Below are 21,575 nucleotides of genomic sequence, written 5' to 3'. Positions count from 1 at the left end.
CTTCAACAAGGGCGGGCGACGATGATCGCGGTGGCGCTCAGCCCCCCATGGACAGCCGGCGGTCAATGTCGCGGGCGAGCCGATCCATCGGACTCTCCGGCTCGATGGCGTCGAACCACTTGTTGTGCCAGTGGAAGCAGAAGGCGCCGGGGAAGAAGCTGTCGAGGTCGAAGGCGACCGGCGACGCCTTCATGAAGTCGTTGAAGTGAAGCACGGGATTGTCGATCCACCCGGCGTCGAACCAGGGGCACGGCAGCACGAGGATGTCCATCGGCGTGTCGTAGACCAGGCCGGCCTGCTGGAAACCCCAGCCGCGGCCGCGGTTGCGGATGAAGTCGATGTTGCCCTTCATCGCTTCGGAACGCGGCGTGGGGGAGATATAGATCGCGCCGTTGGGATAGTTCTGCCGCTCCCATCGATAGGCCAGGATCTTGCCGGGGAACTGGTTCAGGAGCGGTGTGACGCTTCTCAGGAACAGGCAATCGAGGTCGAACCAGACGCCGCCGTGTTTGTAGAGCAGGATGTAGCGGACGATGTCGGAATAGAAGGACGCGTCGATCGACCGTCCGAAAGCGCTTCCCTCAAGAAAGGTGCCGCGGCACTCGTCGCGCTCGGAAAAGGTGCGTATCTCGGCGTATTTTCCGATTTCGCTCAGATAATCGTTGTCGACGCCGTTCTGGGTCCAGACGATGATTCTGTTCCCGTCGCCGTGCACGTTGAACAGATGGCAGCTTTTCACCGAAATGAGGTGCTTCTCGTTCAGCGCGCCGTCCCAATAGGCGTGGAAGGTGAGCGGCTCGGGCGGGGGCGTTTCGTCCTTGATGAGCTTGGCGACTTCGAGCGAGAGAAGCTCGTGGGAGAAGTCCTCCGGCGCGAATCGCAGCACTTCCATCGATGGACCCTTCACGACGCCGTTCTTGGGGGGATCTCCCGCCGAACGCCGTTATGCAACAGGTCCGGTGCCGCGGGCAACCTCACCCCCCATGGAAGGCGGGCACCCGGGGAACGGACGCCCGCGTCTCATGCACAAGCCTTCACTTGCCCTTGCGGGTCAGCAGGAAGGCGAAGACGCCGATGGTCACGACGAACACGCTGACGGCGCCGACCAGGGCGATGTAGGTGGTGGTATCGAAATTCATGGCGCGCTCTCCTTGGTGGACGAGAAAGACGGGATCAGGGGGCGAGGAAGACGGTTTCGTGCTGGACGGTCAGCCCGTCCGGCTGGCGGGTGACGACGAAGGCCGTGCGGGTCGAGGGCTGGCGCAGCGCCTCCTTCGGCACGCGGACCAGCACGCGGTGGGTCGCCACACTGTCGGGGTCGGCCTGGACCGGGACGGAGCCGTCCGCTGCCTCGCCCTCGCCACCGGCCACCGACAGGACGGCGCCGGGAAGCCCGGTGACGGACAGGCGGTAGCTCTGGGCCGCCCGCGTCATGTTCAGGATCTTGACCGTGTAGGCGTTCTGGATGTCGCCGTTGGACAGGGTGACGAACAGCGGCGCGCGGTCGCGCAGGATGTTCACGTCGACCTTCGGCTTCAGCACCAGCCCGGCGGCCATCATCCCGCCGACGACGGTCAGCAGCAGCGTGTAGATGATGGTGCGCGGGCGGACCGGCTTGAACGCCGGCTTGGCGCCGTTGGCCCGCGCGATCTGGGCGTTTAGGGAATCGAAGCGGACCAGATCGCCGGGCCGCCCGATCCTCGCCATCACGTCGTTGCAAGCGTCCACGCACAGGCCGCAGCCGATGCAGGCGAGCTGCGGGCCGTTGCGGATGTCCACCCCAGTCGGGCAGACATGGACGCAGGCTCCGCAATCGATGCAGTCGCCCAGCCCCTTCGCCTTGCGCTCGTCCCAGCTCTGTGAGCGCTTCAGGTGGCCGCGGCCCTCGCCCCGCCAGTCCTCATAGGTGACGGTCAGGCTCTCCTCGTCCTGCATCGCCGCCTGGAAGCGCGGCCAGGGGCACATGTAGATGCACACCTGCTCCCGCGCGTGGCCGGCCAGCAAATAGGTGGTCGCGGTGAACAGCCCGATGAACAGCAGCACGGACGAGGACGCCTCGAACCGCAGCATCTCCAGCGCCAGGGTTGGGGCGTCGTTGAAGTAGAAGACCCAGGCCCCGCCGGTCAGCAGAGCGATCAGCAGCCACGCGGCGTGTTTGGCCGTCTTCTTGCCCAGCTTGGCTGGCGACCAGGGGGCGTGGTCAAGGCGGATGCGGTCGCCGCGGTCGCCCTCGATCCGGCGCTCCACCCAGAGGAACAGGTCGCTCCACACCGTCTGCGGGCAGGCGTAGCCGCACCAGACGCGGCCGGCGAGCGCGGTCGCCAGGAACAGGCCGATGGCCCCCAGGATCAGCGCGCCGGTCAGGTAATAGACCTGCTGCGGCCACAGCTCGATGAAGAAGAAATACAGGCGGCGGCCCGGCATATCGACCAGCACCGCCTGATCCGGCGCGTTGGGGCCGCGGTCCCAGCGAATCCAGGGGGTGACGTAGTAGAGGCCGAGCAGAAGGATCAGCGTCAGCCATTTCAGCCGGCGGAAGGTGCCGGCGACCGACTTCGGGTATATCTTGCCGTGCTTGGCGTAGAGGCTGCTCTTGCGCGCGGATTCCGCGGTGTGGGAGGCGGTTTGCGGTTCGGTGGTGGAAACGCTCATCATGCTCGTCCGTGGTTTGGCCCGCGGACAAATGGGCAGGGGCGGGGCAGGAGGCGGGCCATCCCCGCAGGCTAGGGAGACGGCGCGGCGCCGCCTTTGCGAATCCGCAAACGGACGGGGGTTGGGTGGCGATTTTTGTCGGAAGGGGCGCTGGGGTGCGGCGCCTGCCCCCACCCTAACCCTCCCCCGCTGACGCAGGGGAGGGAACGGACGCCGCTTCGCAATAAACTCCCTCCCCTGCGAAGCGGGGGAGGGTCGGGGTGGGGGTGACGAGGGGTTGAGCCTCGCCTACCCGTCCAGCGCCACCGCCTCCAGCGCAGACAGATCGCAGATGAAGACGTTCGGCGCCTGCTCGACCACCAAGCCTGCGCGCTTGAACTCGGCGATGGTGCGGCTGGCCGTCTCCATCCCGACGCCGAGCATGGCCCCCAGATCCTCGCGGCCCGACAGCAGGACCGGCTCGTTCGGAGCATCGGCGGCGAGCTTCAGGAACAGCCGGGCCAACCGCCGGCGGGCGCTGCCGGTGGACAACTCGGTCAGCCACTCGTCGGCTTGGTGGAGGGATTGGTACCAGCGCTCCATCAGGCGGGCGTGCAGGCGCGGCGTCTCCTTGCTCAGCCGCTCGACCACCGCGCGCGGCAGGCGGCAGGTCTCGGCCTCCTGAAGCACGACGGCGGTGTGCTCGTAGGGTTTGCCGACCAGCACCTCCAGCCCGGCCACGGCGCCACGGCGGAGCAGCCGGACGATGCGCTGCGTGCCGTCGGGGAGGAACTGGACCAGCTTCACCAGCCCGCCGCGGATCGTGTAGAGGGAGCCGCCCTCGTCCCCCGCGCTGTAGAGCGTGGCGCCGGGCTGGAAGCGCAACTCGTCGATGGGAATGTGGATCAGGTCGAAGTCCTGGTCGCGCAGGTCGCCGAACAGGACGAGGTCCCGGATGGCGCAACTGCTGCAGCGCGCGGTGCCCAGCCGCGCGGCGTCGATTCCGTTCCGATGCACCCCTGCTTGCCTTCCGTCCGCCAGCCCCGTTCCGCCCGAAGCTCCGGAGCAATTTTACGCGGTCCGGTCGAAAAGTTCCAACCGCGTGGATCCGCCCCGGGCGATATCCCGTATCCTGTCCTACCCCCTCTTCACACGTTGCCCGAAGCGAAAGGGGATCTATATGACCAATCGCTTATGCCCTTGTTCTGAAGTGGTATTGTCTCAGTCCACCGCCGTTGATAACCAAAGAGATGCCCGCCACGTCAAAACATTCGACATTATCTGAAATCATCGAATAGACCGGACGGCGAGCAGGGCATTAAGGAGCGACCTATTGGATTGTCTTTGTTTTCGGAGTGAACGCTGCGGCAAGGACCAGCGCCATGACCGTTGGTGATTTGGACCTCGACGCCTGCAGCCGGGAACCGATCCATCGCCCCGGCAGCATCCAGCCCCACGGCATGCTGTTGGCCTTCTCCGGAAGCGACGCCGGCGCCCCCCTGATCCAGGCCAGCGCCAACGCCGCGCTGGCGCTGTCCCTGCCGCTGGAGCAGGCGTTGGGGCTGCCGCTGGAACGGGCGCTGCACCCGCAGATCGCCGCCGCCGCCCGCTCCTTCCTCGCCGCCGGTCCGGTTCCCTCCCGCCCGGTGCCGGTCGTCTTGACCGAACTGCCCGGTGCCGGCCGTCACCAGCTTCTTGCCCACGCCGTCGATGACGCGGCGGGCAACCGCGTGGTGATCCTGGAACTGGAGCGGCTGGACGGACTGGAGACCGACCTCCTCGACCACGTCTACCCGCGCATGCGCGAGGCGCTGGAGCGGCTGGACGCGCTGAACGCGCCGACGGACCTTCTGAGCTGCGCCGCGCAGGAAGTCCGCGCGCTGACCGGCTTCGACCGCGTGCTGATCTACCGCTTCGACGCCGACTGGCACGGCACGGTGGTGGCGGAGGATGGGAACGGGCGGCTGCCCTCCTACATGGACCTGCGCTTTCCCGCCTCCGACATCCCCACCCAGGCCCGCGAACTGTACCGGCTGAACCGCCAGCGGCTGATCCCCGACGCCGGCTACGCCCCGGTGCCGCTGGTCGCGCTGCCGCCGGCCCTCGAAGGAGCGCTGCCGCTCGATCTCAGCTTTTCCGTCCTGCGCAGCGTGTCGCCGGTGCATGTGCAATACATGCGGAACATGGAAACCGCCTCCTCCATGTCGGTGTCGGTCCTGCTGCACGGCGCCCTGTGGGGGCTGGTCTCCTGCCATCACCACGAGCCGAAGGCGGTGTCCTACGCCGTGCGCTCGGCCTGCGACCTGATCGCCCAGATCCTGTCGGTGCGCATCGCCGCGGTGGAGGACCGGCGCGACGCGGAGCACCGCATCGCCCTGCAGGCCATCCAGGCGCGGCTGCTCGCCGCCATGGCCCAGGCCGATCCCTTCATCACCGGCCTGACCGAGCATCCCGACGACCTGCTGCGCTTCGCCAACGCCAGCGGGGCCGCCGTCGTCTTCGAACGGCGCTGCACGCTGGTCGGCGACACCCCGACGGAAGAGCAGGTGCGCGGCCTTGTGGACTGGCTGGCCACCCAGGGCGAGCCGGAGCAGTTCGAGACCGACAGCCTGCCTGCGCTCTACCCGGCCGCCGCGGACTTCGAAGGCAAGGCCGCGGGGCTGCTGGCCGTCGCCGTGTCGAAGCTGCACGCCAGCTACGTGCTGTGGTTCCGGCCCGAGGTGGTGCGCACCGTCCGCTGGGGCGGCGACCCGCGCAAGCCGCTCGGCCGCGAGGGACAGGGGCAGGGGCAGGGGTTGAGTCCGCGCACCTCCTTCGAGACCTGGAAGGAGACGGTGCGCCACCGCGCGCTGCCTTGGACCGCGGCGGAGCGCGACACCGCCGCGGCGCTGCGCCACGCCGTCATCGGCATCGTCCTGCGCAAGGCGGAGGAGCTGGCCTCCCTGTCGCGGGAACTGGCACGCTCCAACAAGGAGCTGGAGTCCTTCTCCTATTCCGTCTCCCATGACCTGCGCGCGCCGTTCCGCCACATCGTCGGGTACGCCGAGCTGCTGCAGGAACTGGAGGCGGACCAGTTGAGCGAAACCGGGAAGCGCTATCTGGACGTCATCGTGGACGCGGCCAACAGCGCCGGCACTCTGGTGGACAATCTGCTGCACTTCTCCCAGATGGGCCGCAGCGAGTTGACCCCCGTGTCCATGGACATGAATGCCCTGGTCGCGGAGGTGCGGGAGACGCTGGCGCCCGACACCGCCGGGCGGGCCATCGAATGGGACATCGCCCCGCTGCCCACGGTGCGCGGCGACCCCGTGATGATGCGGCTGGTTCTGCAAAATCTTTTGTCGAACGCCATCAAATACTCCCGCGGCCGGGAACCGGCGCGGATCGCCGTGGGTTGCGAGGACCGGCCCACCGAAACCATCTTCTTCGTCAGGGACAACGGGGTCGGCTTCAATCAGGCTTACGAGAAGAAGCTGTTCGGGGTCTTCCAACGGCTGCACCGCAACGAGGAGTTCGAAGGCATCGGCATCGGACTGGCCAACGTGCGCCGCGCCGTGGACCGCCATGGCGGACGGACCTGGGCCGACGGGCGGCTCGACAAGGGAGCCATCTTCTACTTCACGCTGCCGAAGGCCGGGACGGCGAAACCCGATCTGCGAGACCTCGATGAGTGACCTGAAACCCATCCTGCTGGTCGAAGACAACCCGCGGGACCTGGAACTGACCCTGGCGGCGCTGGAGAAATGCCAGCTCGCCAACGACGTGATCGTCGCCCGCGACGGCGAGGAGGCGTTGAGCATGCTGACCCGCCGCGATCCGGAAACCGGAAAGCCGACCCAGCTTCCCGCCGTCGTCCTGCTCGACCTCAAGCTGCCGAAGATCGACGGGCTGGAGGTGCTGGAGCGGGTGAAAAGCGATCCGGAGACGCGGCACGTCCCCATCGTGATGCTCACCGCGTCGCGCGAGGAAAGCGACCTCGTGCGCAGCTACAAGCTGGGCGTGAACGCTTTCGTGGTGAAACCGGTGGATTTCAAGGCATTCTTCCAGGCGATCCGTGACCTGGGCGCCTTTTGGGCGATCCTGAACGAACCTCCGGTCGGCTGCGCCCGCCGTCCGGCGGGAACCCCGCCCACGGGAAAAGGCGCCTGAAGGAATGCCCGTCGGAATGCCCGCTGCCGTGACCATCCTGCATCTGGAAGACAGCCCGCTGGACTGCGAGCTGGCTTGCGCGCGCCTGCGGAAGGCGGGAATTTCCTGTGACGTGACCCGCGTGGACACCCGTGCGGCCTTCGAGGCGGCGCTGGACGGGCGGCGCTTCGACCTGATCCTGGCCGACTTCTCCCTGCCCGATTTCGACGGGCTGGAGGCGCTGGGCATCGCCAAGGCCCGCGTCCCGGAAACCCCGTTCCTGTTCCTGTCCGGGCGGATGGGGGAAGAGACGGCGGTGTCGGCGCTGAAGTTGGGCGCCCGCGACTATGTGCTGAAGCAGCGGCTGGCCCATCTGCCCACCGCGGTGGAGCGGGCGATCCTGGAGGCGCGCACCCTGGCCGAGCGGCGGCTGGCCGAGGAGAATCTGCGCCGGCTGCGGCAGGCCATCGACGACATCCGCGACTACGCCATCGTCACGCTGGACCTGGAAGGTCGCATCACCTCGTGGAACGAGGGCAGCCGCCGTCTTTTCGGGCACACGGAGGAGGAGGCGCTGGGGCACCCGCTGTCCCTGCTCTTCGCGCCGGAGGAGCGCTGCGCGGAAAACATCCGCGGCCTGCTGGCCGGGGTGGCGGAGAAGGAGCGCTGCGAGGTCGAATGGATCCACGCGGCGCGCGACGGACGGCGCTTCTTCGGCTCCACCGTGCTGACCGTGGCGCGCGACGCCGCGGGCGCGCCGGCGGCCTATTCGGTGGTGGTGCGCGACATCACCGACCGCCGCGCCTCGGAAATCGCGTTGCGCGACAGCGAGGCCAAGTTCCGCGCCATCGCGGAAAGCATGCCGCAACTCGTCTGGTCGGCCCCGCCGGACGGTCTCCCCGACTACTACAACCTGCATTGGTTCGCCTACACCGGCACCCGGCCGGAGGCGATGACCGGCACCGCCTGGATGGAGGTGGTCCATCCCGACGACCGGGCGCGGACCGCCGCCCTGTGGACCGCCGCGGTGCGGTCGGGCGATTTCTACGAGGTCGAGTACCGGCTGCGCGAGGCCGGGGGCCGGTACCGCTGGTTCCTCGGGCGGGCGGTGCCGCTGCGCGACGGCGACGGTCGGATCACCCGCTGGTTCGGCACCTGCACCGACATCGACGACGCGGTGAAGGCCCGCGCTGCCCAGGCCGACGCCCGCGAGGATCTGGAACGGCAGGTGGCCGAGCGCACGGCGGAGCTGGTGGCCGCCAACCGCCGGCTGCTGGGCGAGGTGGCGGAGCGGCAGCGCGCCCAGGCCGACCTCAGCGCGCTCTACGCCAAGACCCCGGTGCCGCTGCACTCCCTGGACGCCGAGGGGCGGCTGCTGAGCGTCAGCGACCGCTGGCTGGAGTTCATGGGCTATGAGAGCCGGGGCCAGGTGCTCGGCCGCAACATCACGGAGTTCATGCCGCCGGACGTCGTGCGGGAGCACCGGGAGCACCACTGGCCGGAGCTGCTGCGGCTCGGCGCGTTCCAGGACATGCCCTACCGGCTGGTCAAGCGGTCGGGGGAGGTCGCCGACGTTCTGGTGTCCGCCCGGGTCGAGCGGGACGGATGGGGCGCCTTTCTGCGCACCATGGCCGCGGTGGTCGACGTCTCCGCCCGCCTGCGCGCCGAGGCGGAGCGCGAGCGGGCGGAGGAGGCCCTGCGCCACTCCCAGAAGATGGACGCGCTGGGCCAGCTCACCGGCGGCATCGCCCACGACTTCAACAACCTGCTGACGGCGATCTCCGGCAATCTGGACCTGCTGCTGTCCCGGTTGGACACGGCGGAGCGGGCGGACCTGCGCGACTACGCCAGCCACGCCAAGGTCGGGGCGACCCGCGCCGCCGGTCTGACGCAGCGCCTTCTCGCCTTCGCCCGGCGGCAGCCGCTGCGCCCCGACGCGACGGAGCCCTGCGTGCTGGTCCAGGGGATGGAGGACCTGCTGCGCCGCACGGTGGGCGAGCAGGTGTCCATCGCGACCGACTGCCCGCCGGACGCCTGGGCGGCCTGGTGCGATTCCAACCAGCTGGAGATCGCCCTGCTGAATCTGGTGGTGAACGCGCGCGACGCCATGCCGGACGGCGGGCGCATCACCATCACCGCCGCCAACGCCCATCTGACGGCGTCCGACGTGGCGGGCGACGCCTCCGGCGCGGCGCCCGGCGATTATGTGGTCCTGACCGTCGCCGACACCGGCATGGGCATGCCGCCGGACATCATCAAGCGCGCCTTCGACCCCTTCTTCACCACCAAGCCGATCGGGCAGGGAACCGGGCTGGGGCTGTCGCAGGTCTATGGCTTCGTCAGCCAGTCGCACGGGCTGGTGCGCATCGACAGCGAGGCCGGTCGGGGCACCGCCGTGCGCCTCTATCTGCCGCGCTGCGACGGGGAGGAGGGCACCAGCCTTCCGCCGGGGACTACCGCGGCGCCCGTCGCCGACGGTGCGGTGGACGGTGCGGTGGACAACACCGCCGGAACCGTGCTGCTGGTCGAGGACGAGGCGCTGGTCCGCATGGTCGCGGTTCAGGCGCTGGAGGACGCCGGTCTGGACGTGGTCGAGGCGTCGGACGGGACGGAGGCGCTGGAGCTGCTGGACGGTGGGCTGCGCGCCGATCTGGTGGTGACCGACGTCGGGCTTCCCGGCATGAACGGGCGGCAGCTGGCCGAGGCGGTGCATGAGCGGCGGCCCGAGCTGGGCGTGCTGTTCATGACCGGCTACGCCTACGACGCGACGCTCGGCACCGGCATCCTGGAGCCGGGCTGCGAGGTGCTCCAGAAGCCCTTCGAGACGACGGCGCTGGTTGCCCGCGTCACCGGCATGCTGGCCCACACGCGTGGTGGCAGTGGCGGCGGCGCCCTGCGCGAATCTGTCCCGGAACGTCACTGCGACTGATGCGTTACTCTCCTCCAAGGACGAGTCCGGCCCCGCGCACGGACTCCGCGCGGGGGAGGACGGGCGATGCTTCAGGTCTCCGAATCGCAGGTGCGCCTTGGGCTCTCCGCGCCGGACAAGACGGAGGCCATCCGCATCGCCGGGCGGGCGATGGTCGACAGCGGCCTGATCGACCCCGGCTACATTGACAGCATGCTGGGCCGCGAGGCGGTGTCCGGCACCTATCTCGGCAGCGGCATCGCCATCCCCCACGGGCTTCCCGAGGCGCGCGATCTGGTGCGGCGGACCGGCGTGGTGGTGGTCCAGTTTCCGCAGGGCGTCGATTGGGGCGGCGGGGAACCGGCGCGGCTGGTCGTCGGCATCGCCGCCAAGTCGGACGAGCACATCGCCGTGCTGCAACGGCTGACCGGCGTTTTAGGCGATCCCGCGGAGGCCGCGCGGCTGGGCAGCACGGGCGACCCGCGCGCCATCATGGCCGTTCTGAACGGCGAGGCACCCGCCGCGCCCGCGAGTGAGCCGGTCACGCTTCCCATCGATGGGGGCTCCATAGCGGTCACCGCCCCGTCGCCCCACGGGCTGCACGCCCGCCCGGCGACGGCGCTGGTCGAGGTCGCCAAGCGCTTCCGCGCGGAGATCGCCGTCCGGCACGGCCGTACCACGGCCAACGCCAAGAGCCTGATTTCCCTGCTGCGGCTCGGCGCTTCGGGCGGTCAGCCGTTGACCGTCACCGCCTCGGGCGAGGACGCGGCGGCGGCGCTCCAGGCCATCCGCGCCGCCTTCGAGGCGGGGCTGGACGAGCCTGTCTCCACGACGACGCCCGCGGAGGAGCCGGCGCCGCGGGCCGTCCCGGCCGACCTCGATTATGACGGACGGGTGATCGCCGGCATCTCCGCCTCCCCCGGCGTCTCCACCGGCCCGGTCTGGAAGTTCCAGCGCGAGGAGCTGACGGTCGCCGAGACCGCCCCCGATCCCGAGGCGCAGCACCGCCGGCTCGATCAGGCGCTCGCCGCCGCCGCCGCCGACCTGCGCAACCTGCACGAGGAGTTCTGGAAGAAGGCCGGCGCGGCCAAGGCGGCCATCTTCAAGGCGCACCAGGAGCTTCTCGACGATCCTGAGATGGTCGCCGAGGCGCATGCCCTGATCGGTCAGGGTAAGAGCGCCGGCTGGGCGTGGCGCGCGGTCTACGAGGAGCGCGCCGGCACGCTGGCCCAGCTCGCCGACCCGCTGCTGGCCGGGCGGGCCGCCGACCTCAGCGACGTCGGGCGCCGCGTGCTGCGCCTGCTCGCCGTAGTGACGGAGAGCGTGGCGGCCCTGCCGGACCATCCCGTCATCCTGCTCGCCGAGGATCTGGAGCCGTCCGACACGGCGAAACTCGACCCGGCCAAGGTGCTGGGGCTGTGCACGGCGGGGGGCGGCGCCACCTCCCACACGGCGATCATCGCGCGCTCGCTGGACATCCCCGCGGTCGTCGCCGCCGGGCCGTCGGTGCTGGACCTGGAGAACGGGCGCGCGGCGATCCTCGACGGCGACGGCGGCGTTCTGGTCGCCGACCCCAGCGAGCGCGACCGCGGCCGCGCCGCCGAGGCCCGCATCAAGGTGGGCGAGCGGCGCGAGGCCGAGCGGCTCGACCGCTACAAGCCGGCCATCACCACGGACGGCCGGCGCGTCGAGGTCGCCGCCAACATCTCCGACCCGGCGGAGGCGGTGCAGGCCGTGGAAGCGGGCGGCGAGGGCGTCGGGCTGATGCGCACGGAGTTCCTGTTCCTTCAGCGCGACCTGCCGCCGGACGAAGAGGAGCAGTTCGCCGCCTACCAGACCATGGTGCGGGCGATGAACGGGCTGCCGATCATCCTGCGCACGCTGGACATCGGCGGCGACAAGAACGTCCCCTATCTGCGCATGCCGGCGGAGGGCAACCCCTTCCTCGGCGTGCGCGGCATCCGCCTGTGCTTCGAGCGGGAGGACCTGTTCCGCACCCAGCTCCGCGCCATGCTGCGCGCCTCCGTGGAGGGGCCGGTGCGCATCATGTACCCGATGATCGCCGCCCCCGCGGAACTGGAGCGCGCCAAGGCGATCACCGAGGCGGTGCGGCGGGAGCTGGACGTGCCGCCGGTGGAGCTTGGCATCATGATCGAGGTGCCGTCCGCCGTGATGATGGCCGACCGGCTGGCGCGGGAGGTGTCCTTCTTCTCCATCGGCACCAACGACCTGACGCAGTATGTGCTGGCGATGGACCGGCTGCACCCGGTCCTGGCCCCGCAGGCCGACGGGCTGCACCCCGCCGTCCTGCGCATGGTGGAGCGCACGGTGGACGCCGCCCGCCGCGCCGGAATCTGGGTCGGCGCCTGCGGCGGCGTGGCCGGCGACCCGGCCGGGGCGGTGCTGCTGTCCGGGCTGGGCGTCGCCGAGCTGAGCGTGGCCATTCCCGCCGTTCCCTCCGTCAAGGCGCGGCTGCGCGCCATCGCCATGGCCGACGCCGAGCGCACCGCCCGCGAGGCGCTGGACTGCGCCGACGCGGCCGAGGTCCGGGCGCTGGTCCGTCAACGTTTCGCCGACGCCGGAGGCGTGTCATGAGCGCACCGTCCACTCCACGCCCCGGCGTCGTCACCGTGACGCTGAACGCCGCCATCGACCAGACGCTCGACGTGCCGGGATTCGCCGCGGGAGCGGTCAACCGGGCGGTCGCCGAGACGCGGACCGCCGGCGGCAAGGGCATCAACGTCGCCGCCTTCCTGGCCGGAGCGTCCTTGGCGGGCGGCGCCACACCCGTCACCGCCACCGGCTTTCTGGGTGAAGAGAACACCGCCGTGTTCGACGCGCTGTTCCGCCGCCGCGGCATCCGTGACCGCTGCCTGCGCTTGGCCGGCCGCAGCCGGGTGAACATCAAGCTGGTGGATCGCGAGGGCCACTCCGTCACCGACATCAACCTGCCGGGCCTGCATGTCCCGGCGGAAAGCTGGCGCGGGCTGCTGACCGTTGTGGACGATCTCGCCGTCACCAACCGGACCTTCGTTCTGTCGGGCAGCGTCCCGGCGGGCGTTCCGGACACCGCCTACACCGAAATGGTCACCGCCCTGCACCGGCGCGGCGCCTTCGTCGTGGTGGACGCCAGCGGCCCGCCGCTGCGCCACGCCGTGGCCGCCCGCCCCGACATGGTGAAGCCGAACGCGGCGGAGCTGGCCGAACTGCTGGGCCGCCCGCTGAAGGATCGGGCCGAGGTGGTGCGCGCCGCCCGCGAGCTGTCGGAATCCGGCATCGCGCTCGTCGTCGTGTCGCTGGGCGCCGAGGGCGCCGTCTTCGTGGAGGGCGGCCGCGCCCTGCTCGCCATGCCGCCGCCCGTGGAGGTCGCCAGCACGGTCGGCGCCGGGGACGCCATGGTGGCCGGGGTCGTCGCCGCCCGGCTGGAGGGCATGGGGTTGGAGGACTGCGCGCGGCGCGGCACCGCCTTCGCCGCCGGCACGCTGTCCCGCCTCGGCCCCGAGTTGCCGCCGCCGGAGCGCCTCGCCGAGCTGATGCGGGCCGTTCGGGTGGAGGAATTGTAAGGCATTCAGCGCCGGAGGGATCGCGATGGCAAAGCTCGTGGCTGTGACCGCCTGCCCGACGGGGATCGCCCACACCGTCATGGCGGCCGAGGCGCTGCGCCGCACCGCCGCGCTGATGGGCCACGCCATCGCGGTGGAGACCCAGGGGTCGAACGGTGTGCAGACGCCGCTCTCCACCGCCGACATCGCGGCGGCCGACGCGGTGATCCTGGCCACCGACATCGCCGTGGACGATTCCCGCTTCGCCGGCAAGCCAATCCTGCGCACCACGACCGCCGCGGCGATCCGCGACACCAAATCGGTGGTTGGCAACGCCCTGGCCGATGTTCCCGGCGCGCAGCCCGAAGCCGCCCCTGCGCCGCCAGCCGCGAAACCGGCTCCCACCGTGGTGCGCAGTCCCGGCCTGCTGGTCGCCATCACCGCCTGCCCGACCGGCATCGCCCACACCTTCATGGCGGCGGAGGCTCTGAAGCAGGCCGCCCAGGCCAAGGGCTACCGCATCAAGGTCGAGACCCAGGGCTCGGTCGGCGCGAAGAATGCGCTGACGGAGGAGGAGATCGCCGAGGCCGAGGCCGTCATCATCGGCGCCGACACCCACGTCGCCACCGACCGCTTCGCCGGCAAGCGCCTGCTCAAGACCTCGGTGGGGGAGGCGCTGAAACAGCCCGCCCGCGTGATCGACGAGGCGCTCGCCCTGCCGGTCCCCGCCGCGACGGGGAATGCCGCCGCGCCCGCCTACGCCGACGCGGTGTCGGGTGCCAAGGCGCGGCAGAAGGAGGCGCAGTCCGGCCCCTACAAGCATCTGCTGACCGGCGTGTCCTTCATGCTGCCCTTCGTGGTGGCCGGCGGTCTGCTCATCGCCCTGTCCTTCGTCTTCGGCATCGAGGCCTTCAAGGAGCCGGGAACCCTGCCGGCGGCGCTGATGCAGATCGGCGGGGAGGCCGCCTTCGGGCTGATGGTGCCGGTGCTGGCGGGCTACATCGCCTATTCCATCGCCGACCGGCCCGGCCTCGCCCCCGGCTTCATCGGCGGGATGCTGGCGGCCAAGATCGGGGCCGGCTTCCTGGGCGGCATCGTGGCGGGATTCCTGGCCGGCTACATCGCCCGCTGGCTGCGCGACACCATCCGGCTGCCGCAGAATCTGGAGGGGCTGAAGCCGGTGCTGATCATCCCGCTCCTGGGCACGCTGGCGGTCGGTCTGCTGATGGTCTACGTCATCGGCACGCCGGTCGCCGCGATCATGAACGGGCTGACCGCCTTCCTGCAGAGCATGACCGGAGCCAACGCGGTGGCGCTGGGCGCGCTGCTCGGCGCCATGATGGCGCTGGACATGGGCGGGCCGGTCAACAAGGCGGCCTACACCTTCGCCGTCGGGCTTCTGGCCTCCAACACCTACACGCCGATGGCCGCGGTGATGGCGGCGGGCATGACGCCGCCGCTCGGGCTGGCGCTCGCCACCATGGTCGTGCCCAGCCGCTTCACGATGCAGGAACGCGAGGCGGGCAAGGCCGCCGGCGTGCTCGGTCTCGCCTTCATCACGGAAGGGGCGATTCCCTTCGCCGCCAAGGACCCGCTGCGCGTCATCCCCGCGGCCATGGCCGGGTCGGCGGTGGCCGGCGCCCTGTCGATGTGGTTCGGCTGCGGCCTGCGGGCGCCGCACGGCGGTGTTTTCGTGCTGGCGATCCCCAACGCGGTGGCGCCGCTCGGCCCCTATGTCCTGGCCATCGTCGCCGGGACCATCGTCACGACGCTCGGCCTGATGATCCTGAAGCGCCGTGTCGAGGCCGACCCGGCCGCGGCGCCGGCACTCGACACGGCGGCCCCGACCTCGTCCAGCCCCGCGCCCAGCGGGGCTGGACGCTGAAAGGCCGGGACGACCGCACCCGCTGATTGTCGGCTATACCGCAAATTAGTTTTAATTTTCGCCAAAATTGAAAGAACTCGACAACTCCAGAGTGCTATCGCTAGCTTTGCGATGTTCCGCCGCCGGCCTGTTCCGCAGTCCCCTGGAGGAACGGCAGCCGGCGGAGCGTGATGAGGATCTCGTATCGCATAGCGACGGTGGGTGGAATCCCGGTGGTCATCGCGGCGCTGATCGCGGTGTCCGCCTGGATTCTGCTGGAGCGCGCCGGCCGTTCGCGCGAGGCCGCGGTCCTGGCCGGCACCGTCTACCGCGAGATGATCGCCGCCACCGCGGCCCGCAACGACTTCATCCATTCCGCACCCGAAGGCCGCCTGCCCCACGAGATCACGTTCCGCCGCGCCACCCACGGCGCGCGGGAGGCGCTGGAGGCGCTGGGCGGCTTGGCGGACCAGGGCGCGCAGGCCGACGCGGTCGACACCGCCCGCCGCGCGTCGGACCGCCACACCGCCCGGCTGGAGGAGCTGGTGGATGCCATCGCCTTCGGCGACGCCCGCGCCCGCGGCATGGCGGAACAGGAAGCCCGCCTGCTCGCCCTGGCCGAACAGGCGCGCCAGCGGCAGCACGCCGGCAACGCCACGCTCGTCGCCTCCCTGGCCGAGGTCGACCGGCGGTTGCTGGACAGCCGTGCCGTGGTGGACGGTCTGCACGACCTGCGGGAAGCGGTGCTGCGCGCCCGGCTGGCTGCGAAGGACGCGGCGGCCACCACCGACTCGGACGCCGCTCCACCGCCCGAAGCGCAGCCGCGGCTTGATCCCTTGTCCCCGTCGCTGGACCGGTTGGAGCTCAGCGCGGACCGCCTTGCCGCGTCGCTGGCCCGGGCGGGCGAGGGGATGGGGCAGGACGGCGCACCCGCCGCCGCCAGCGACGCCTATGAGGTGGCCTTCGCCGAACTGACGCGGTTGCGCGCCGAGCGGCTGGACCGGTGGACGCTGCCGCAACTGGCGCCACGCTATGACGCTGTCGCCCAACGGATGCTGGACATCACCGGCACCGGCCATGGCGCCGTCCAGGCCGAGGTGGCGGAGCTTCTGCGCCGCACGGTGTCGGCCCACGCCATGGAACAGGAAACCCAGACGGTCGCCATGACCGCCCTGTCGCTCAGCGGACGGACCCTGAGAGCGCTGGAACGGCGCGACACGCGCGGACTGCGCGATGTCGCCACCGACAGCGGGCGGCTGCGCGACCGGGTGGCCGGGCTGCCCATTTCCCCGCTGATCCAGGACGGGATGCTGGCCGCCATCACCGCCTGGCGCGACGGGCTGGAGCGCGCCACCGACGGGCTGGCCCGCCAGAACGGGGCCATCGCCGCGATGGACATGGACGCCGCCGCGGTGATGAACACCGCCCGCCGTCTGAATGACCTGTTCCAGGACAGCGCGGTGCGCAGCGCCGGCCTGCTGCGCTCCACCCTGCTCATCGGAGCGACCATCGGCCTGCTGTTCGCCGCCGGGGCGGCGCTTCTGGTGGCCGGCGGCATCACGCGGCCCCTGCGCCGTCTTCAGGGCGCCACACGGCGGCTGGCCCGCGATCCGCGCGACGGGCAGGTGACCGACCTGGAGCGGCGGGACGAGCTGGGCGACATGGCCCGCGCCGTCCATCATTTCGCCGCCGAGATCAACCGCCGCGAGGACGAGATGCGCCGGGCCAAGGAGCAGGCGGACTCCACCCTGGCGGAGTTGCGGCGGACCCAGGCCCATCTGGTGCAGGCGGAGAAGCTGGCCGCTCTGGGGCAGGTGGTGGCCGGGGTGGCGCACGAGATCAACACGCCGCTCGGCATCACGCTCACCACCTCAACCCTGGTCCGCGAGAAGGTGCCGAAGATGAAGCGCCTTCTCGATTCCGGCCAATTGCGCCGCCGCGAGCTGGAACGCTTCCTGACCGACCTGGGCGACGTGTCCGAGTTGCTGGTCAACAACACCGTCCGCGCGGCGGAACTGGTCCAGCGCTTCAAGGAGCTGGCGGTGGATCCGGCGGGCGAGACGCGCCGGCGCTTCGACCTGCGCCTCTGCCTGATGCAGGCGGTCGAGGCGCTGGGACCTTTCTGGGAGCCGGCGGCACACCGGGTCGTCGTGGACTGCCCGCCGGGTCTGATGATGGACGGCTATCCACAGGCCATCGCGCAGATCGTCTCGCACCTGCTGCTGAACGCGGTCAACCACGGCTTCGCGGACGGGGAGGGGGCGGATGGGCAGGAGGGAGAAGGGCGGAGCGGCACGGTGACGGTCGTAGCCCGCCGGGCCGCGGCGGACGTCGTGGAACTGGCCGTCGCCGACGATGGGCGGGGCATCCCGGTGGCGCTGCGGCCGCGCATCTTCGATCCCTTCTTCACCACGCGCCGCGACCGGGGCCACGCCGGGCTCGGCCTGCACATCGTGCACAACACCGTCAGCCAGCTCGGCGGCACCATCGGTTTGGAGGAGGGAGAGGCGGAGGCGGGCGGGGCGCGCTTCGTCATCCGCCTGCCTTCCGCCACGCCGGAGAAGGAGGACGCGTGACGCCGTCGGACGCTTGCGCGCCGCGCCGGTTCCGGTTTACTGCAAGGCGGGTCCGTTCGACGATTTCCCGTTTGACGATTGCAGCGCGGGGTGCGGGGGCATGGCGACGATCGAGGAAGCCTACGCGGTCGCCATCGACCACCATCAGGCCGGGCGGCTGGACGAGGCGGCAGTCATCTACCAGCGCATCCTGGACGCCGATCCGGAGCAGGCCCACGCCGCGCATCTGCTGGGCATCGTCGCCGGGCAGCGGGGCCGTCCCGCCGAAGCCGTCGCGCTGATCGGCGCCGCGGTGGCGCGGGACGGGCTGAACACCGATTTCCTCGGGAATCTGGGCGCGGCGCTGAAGGCCGCCGGTCGCTACGATGATGCCATCCGTCATTTCGCCCGCGCCCTGGCGCTGGAGCCGTCGGCGCGCGGCGTTCCGGGCAATCTCGGCTCGGCCCTGGCCGCCGATGGCCGGATCGGCGAGGCCGTGCCTTGGCTGGGACGCGCCGCCGCCCTCGACCCGGCGCATTTCGAGACGCTTTTGAATCTGGGCATCGCGTTGCGCGACGCGGGCCGGTTCGACGAGGCGGAAGCGGCGCTGGAGGCGGCCAAGGCCCTGCGCCCGGACCATCCGCACCCGGTCTGCGAGCTGGCGGTGCTGAAGCTGGCGCTCGGCGATTTCGAAGAGGGTCTGGCGCTTTACGAACGGCGCTGGGACTATACCGGCCAATCCGCGGCGGTGTCCGGCAAGCCGGTGTGGCGGGGCGAGGACATCGCCGACAAGACCATCCTCCTCTATTACGAGCAGGGCCTGGGCGACACCCTGCAATTCGTCCGCTACGCGCCGCTGCTGGCCGACCGCGGCGCGCGGGTGCTGCTGATCGTCCAGCCGGAGCTGCGCCGCCTGCTGGCCTCGGTGCGGGGCATCGACCGTCTGGCCACCTACGACGACGCGGCGGCGCTGCCGGCTTTCGACCTGTGCTGCCCGCTGATGAGCCTGCCCTTCGCCTTCGGCACGCGCATCGACGGGATACCCTCCGGCGAGCCCTACATCGCGCCGCCCCCCGATCTGGCGGCCGCCTGGGCGGAGCGGCTCGGCTGGAACCAGACCGGAGACCCCGCCGGAAAGCGCCCGTTGCGCGCGGGATTCGTCTGGTCGGGCAACCCGCGGCGCCACGACCCCACCTCCCACGCGATGGACCGCCGCCGCAGCGTGCCCTTCGCGTTGATGGAACCGCTTCTGTCGGTGCCGGGGATCGCGGCGGTCAGCCTCCAGGTCGGGGACGCGGCGGAGCAGGCGCGGACGGCTGTCGCGGCGGGCCTGCTGACCGACCCCATGGCGGGCGTGACCGACTTCGCCGACACCGCGGCCATCGCGGCGCATCTCGACCTCGTCATCACCGTGGACACGTCGGTCGCTCACCTCGCCGCTGCCATCGGACGCCCGGTGTGGATGCTGTCGCGCTCCGACGCCTGCTGGCGCTGGTTCCGCGGGCGCGACGACAGCCCGTGGTACCCGACGATGCGCCTCTACCGGCAGGACTCGCCCGGCGACTGGGGGCCGGTCATGGCCCGCCTGGGCCATGACCTTGCCGCCGCCGCCGCGGCGTGGGATCAGAACTGCGCCGAGGCGCTCAGCAGGAAGGCCCGGCCCGGCTGGTAGAGCGGGGTGACGGTGCCGAACTCCTGCCCGTAGGTGGCGCGGTCGGCGTAGGTCTCGTCGAAGAGATTGCGGACGTCGAGGCGCAGCGCCAGGTTGGCGTGCTCCGGCAGCCGGTGCTCCACGAACAGGTTGGCCGTCTGATAGCCCTTCAGCGGCCGCTGCCCGGCCTGGACCTTGTCGTAGTCGAGCACGAACTCCACATCGGCGCCGAAGGTCAGGTTCCAGGACTGCACGGTGTGGGCGCCGCCGACGGTGAAGACCTGCCCGATCGGCGTGGCGAGGTAGGTGCCGGTGTCGGAATCCGCGGGCAGCCCGTCGATCTTCACGTCGATGTCGGCGTATTTGGCGCGGATGAAGCCGTTCGTCCAGGCGTAGCCGAGGCCCAGCTCATAGCCTTCCGACCGCACGTCGCGGGCAAGGGTGGCGCTCGTGGCGGCGAAGCGCGCGGCGCGGGCGTCGTCCAGCTTGGTGCGGAAGATCCGGCCTTCCGCGGTGAAGCCCTCGTAGCGGGCCTCCAGCCCGGCGGTGCTGTTGTAGGCCGTCACCGGGCGCGGGCCGGCGCCGTAGTTCCAGGCCGGGTTCATGATGTAGTTCTCGGCCAGCTGGACGCCGCCCCAGCCGCGGGACACGCCGGCCTTGGCGGTCAGGTAGCGGGGCAGCAGGTCGAACTCGCCAGAGAGGTTGTGGCTGAGGCCGTGGTTGGTCCACTCCCGCCCGGTCGTCCCCTCGAAGGTCTGGCGGTCGCCGCGCAGGCCGAAGGACAGGCGCAGACGCTCCATCGGCTCCAGCCGGGCCTGACCGTACAGGCCGTTGTTGCGCGCCCGCTCGGTCGCGGTCATCGTCCGGTCCCGGTAGTTGGCGCGGTCCACGTAGAAGTCGGTGCCCGTCGTGACGGTGCCGATCCGGAAGCCGAAGGTGTTCTCCAGCTTGCCGTTGAAGGAGCTGGTCGCCCCCTTGCCGGGGTAGCTCCCCGGCACGGTGCTGCTGCCGACCGGGCGGGTGAAGATCGGCGTCTCCACGTCGGTGCGGCCATAGGCGAGCACCAGCTTGGGGTTCCACAGCTCCGTCGGCAGGGCGTCGGTGTAGGTGAAGACCATATTCTGACGGTCGAGCGAGTAGTCCCGCACGCGCGGCTCCCAGGCCGGGCGGCCGGCCAGCGACCCGATGTTCGCGCGGAAGGGCCGCGGCGCGTCGTCGTAGACCCGCTCGTAGCTGGCCTGGAAGCGGTGGCCGCTCTCCGTCTGCACCGCCGCCTTGCCGAGACCGCTGACCACGTCCGTCTCGGTGCCGTCCACCTTGCGCCCGTTGCCCGCGGTGTATTTGCCGCCCTTGCCGTAGGTCACGGTGCCCAGCGCCTCCAGCCCCTGGTGGCGCCCGAAGCCGGCGAGGTTGGTGGTCAGGCCGGAGCCGTTCGTGTTGAAGGTGGTCTTGCCGAAGGCGCCGACGCCGTCACTCGCCAGAAAGTCGCTGGCGTCCTTGGTCTCGTAGGCGATGGAGCCGGCGAGCGCGCCCGGCCCGGCATCGGCGGGGGCGACGCCGGCGTCCACCCGCGCCACCTTCAGCAGCGCCGGGTCGATCAGCGTGGTGCCGTTGTGGTGGAAGACCTTGTTGTTCTGGCGGCTGCCGTCGATGGTGACGGCCAGATTGGTTTCCTCGACGCCGTTCACATAGACCTTCTGCGACATCGGCACGGAACTGCCCACGCGGATCGTCGGCTCACCGGAGAAGACGTCGCGGAGGTCGCTGGGATTCTTGCGCTCCAGATCCTCCCTGGTGATGGTGATGTTGCCGCTTCCGCTGCCGGCGCTGGTCGAGGCGGTGACCGACACCGGCGCCAGCATGGTGACGTCGCCGGTCGGGGCCGGAACCAGCGTCGCGGAGCCGGTGCCGGTCGTGCGGTAGCCGACGCCCGTCCCGGACAGCAGCGTGTCGAGCGCCTGGGCGGGCGTCATGCTGCCCGACACCGGGCGGGAGCTGCGCCCGGCGGCCAGATCGGCGGAATAGCCGATCTGCCAGCCGGTCTGGCGCGCGAAGGCGTCGAGCGCCGCGGGCAGGGACTGCGCCGGCAGCGCGAAGGCCATCGTCTGCGCGGCGCCAGGGGCGGGAGCGGCCTGCTGGGCCAGGGACGGGGAGGGGAGGGCCAGGACGCCGCCGAGCGCGGTGGTCGTCATCAGGGCCAGGATCAGATGCCGGGCGGCGGTTCCCCGCGCGCACACCAAGAACTTGCCTGTCGAAACCGTCCGGCCTTCCATTCCTCACAACTCCCGTCTGCGCT

12 protein-coding genes are annotated in these 21,575 nt (G+C 70.8%); 8 read left to right on the top strand and 4 right to left on the bottom strand.

Features of this window, described 5'->3' with window-relative positions; genetic code table 11:
* Nucleotides 1-37: 37 nt before the first annotated feature.
* The 3 genes from Sp245p_RS34065 to Sp245p_RS34055 form a co-directional block, all read right to left on the bottom strand.
* Nucleotides 38-892 (bottom strand): glycosyltransferase, encoded by an 855-nt coding sequence (locus tag Sp245p_RS34065; RefSeq protein WP_014199868.1) that lies wholly within the window; start codon nt 890-892, stop codon nt 38-40.
* Between the two features lie 281 nt (nt 893-1,173).
* Nucleotides 1,174-2,652, bottom strand: a complete 1,479-nt coding sequence (gene ccoG / locus Sp245p_RS34060) for a cytochrome c oxidase accessory protein CcoG (protein WP_014199866.1) — start codon at nt 2,650-2,652, stop codon at nt 1,174-1,176.
* Between the two features lie 288 nt (nt 2,653-2,940).
* On the bottom strand, nt 2,941-3,648 hold the full coding sequence (locus Sp245p_RS34055; protein WP_014199863.1) for a Crp/Fnr family transcriptional regulator: 708 nt from the start codon (nt 3,646-3,648) through the stop codon (nt 2,941-2,943).
* A gap of 365 nt (nt 3,649-4,013) precedes the next feature.
* Between Sp245p_RS34055 and Sp245p_RS34050 the strand changes: the two genes are divergently transcribed.
* The 8 genes from Sp245p_RS34050 (at nt 4,014) to Sp245p_RS34015 (ending at nt 19,300) form a co-directional block, all read left to right on the top strand.
* Nucleotides 4,014-6,305 (top strand): ATP-binding protein, encoded by a 2,292-nt coding sequence (locus Sp245p_RS34050; RefSeq protein WP_014199862.1) that lies wholly within the window; start codon nt 4,014-4,016, stop codon nt 6,303-6,305.
* The gene (locus Sp245p_RS34045; RefSeq protein ID WP_014199861.1) at nt 6,298-6,780 is read left to right on the top strand and encodes a response regulator; all 483 of its coding nucleotides are present in this window, start codon (nt 6,298-6,300) and stop codon (nt 6,778-6,780) included. Before Sp245p_RS34050 ends, Sp245p_RS34045 begins: the two co-directional genes overlap by 8 nt.
* A 16-nt stretch (nt 6,781-6,796) precedes the next feature.
* Entirely contained in the window at nt 6,797-9,688 is a 2,892-nt protein-coding gene (locus Sp245p_RS34040; protein ID WP_158310468.1) for a PAS domain S-box protein, read from the top strand.
* A 66-nt stretch (nt 9,689-9,754) separates the two neighbouring features.
* Complete coding sequence (gene ptsP, locus Sp245p_RS34035; RefSeq protein ID WP_109139316.1) at nt 9,755-12,262, top strand: phosphoenolpyruvate--protein phosphotransferase; 2,508 nt, start codon at nt 9,755-9,757, stop codon at nt 12,260-12,262.
* Nucleotides 12,259-13,230, top strand: coding sequence for a 1-phosphofructokinase (gene pfkB / locus Sp245p_RS34030; RefSeq protein ID WP_041814327.1), 972 nt, complete (start codon nt 12,259-12,261; stop codon nt 13,228-13,230). Before ptsP ends, pfkB begins: the two co-directional genes overlap by 4 nt.
* Nucleotides 13,231-13,255: 25 nt before the next feature.
* A complete protein-coding gene (locus Sp245p_RS34025; RefSeq protein WP_014199857.1) occupies nt 13,256-15,094 on the top strand; it encodes a PTS fructose-like transporter subunit IIB in 1,839 nt (612 codons plus the stop codon).
* A 170-nt stretch (nt 15,095-15,264) separates the two neighbouring features.
* Entirely contained in the window at nt 15,265-17,649 is a 2,385-nt protein-coding gene (locus Sp245p_RS34020) for a sensor histidine kinase (RefSeq protein ID WP_129557302.1), read from the top strand.
* 100 nt (nt 17,650-17,749) lie between these two features.
* Nucleotides 17,750-19,300 carry a tetratricopeptide repeat protein gene (locus tag Sp245p_RS34015; protein WP_129557301.1) on the top strand — a complete coding sequence of 517 codons (1,551 nt, stop codon included), beginning with the start codon at nt 17,750-17,752 and terminating at the stop codon, nt 19,298-19,300.
* Here the strand turns inward: Sp245p_RS34015 and Sp245p_RS34010 are convergent.
* Nucleotides 19,252-21,552, bottom strand: a complete 2,301-nt coding sequence (locus Sp245p_RS34010) for a TonB-dependent receptor (RefSeq protein WP_014199853.1) — start codon at nt 21,550-21,552, stop codon at nt 19,252-19,254. The two genes, Sp245p_RS34015 and Sp245p_RS34010, sit on opposite strands and share 49 nt — an antisense overlap.
* Between the last annotated feature and the right edge of the window lie 23 nt (nt 21,553-21,575).

The organism is Azospirillum baldaniorum (assembly GCF_003119195.2).
Taxonomy (GTDB): Bacteria; Pseudomonadota; Alphaproteobacteria; order Azospirillales; family Azospirillaceae; genus Azospirillum; species Azospirillum baldaniorum.
Note: the sequence above shows the minus strand (reverse complement) of the source record. Positions and strands in the feature narration are given on the sequence as shown.

Bases quoted from the DNA above. Each gene is read 5' to 3' on its own strand.
- Sp245p_RS34020 (WP_129557302.1), top strand. From the start codon at position 15,265: ATGAGGATCTCGTATCGCATAGCGACGGTGGGTGGAATCCCGGTGGTC.
- ccoG (WP_014199866.1), bottom strand. From the start codon at position 2,652: ATGAGCGTTTCCACCACCGAACCGCAAACCGCCTCCCACACCGCGGAA.
- Sp245p_RS34015 (WP_129557301.1), top strand. From the start codon at position 17,750: ATGGCGACGATCGAGGAAGCCTACGCGGTCGCCATCGACCACCATCAG.
- Sp245p_RS34045 (WP_014199861.1), top strand. From the start codon at position 6,298: ATGAGTGACCTGAAACCCATCCTGCTGGTCGAAGACAACCCGCGGGAC.
- ptsP (WP_109139316.1), top strand. From the start codon at position 9,755: ATGCTTCAGGTCTCCGAATCGCAGGTGCGCCTTGGGCTCTCCGCGCCG.
- Sp245p_RS34065 (WP_014199868.1), bottom strand. From the start codon at position 892: ATGGAAGTGCTGCGATTCGCGCCGGAGGACTTCTCCCACGAGCTTCTC.
- pfkB (WP_041814327.1), top strand. From the start codon at position 12,259: ATGAGCGCACCGTCCACTCCACGCCCCGGCGTCGTCACCGTGACGCTG.
- Sp245p_RS34040 (WP_158310468.1), top strand. From the start codon at position 6,797: ATGCCCGCTGCCGTGACCATCCTGCATCTGGAAGACAGCCCGCTGGAC.
- Sp245p_RS34050 (WP_014199862.1), top strand. From the start codon at position 4,014: ATGACCGTTGGTGATTTGGACCTCGACGCCTGCAGCCGGGAACCGATC.
- Sp245p_RS34010 (WP_014199853.1), bottom strand. From the start codon at position 21,552: ATGGAAGGCCGGACGGTTTCGACAGGCAAGTTCTTGGTGTGCGCGCGG.
- Sp245p_RS34025 (WP_014199857.1), top strand. From the start codon at position 13,256: ATGGCAAAGCTCGTGGCTGTGACCGCCTGCCCGACGGGGATCGCCCAC.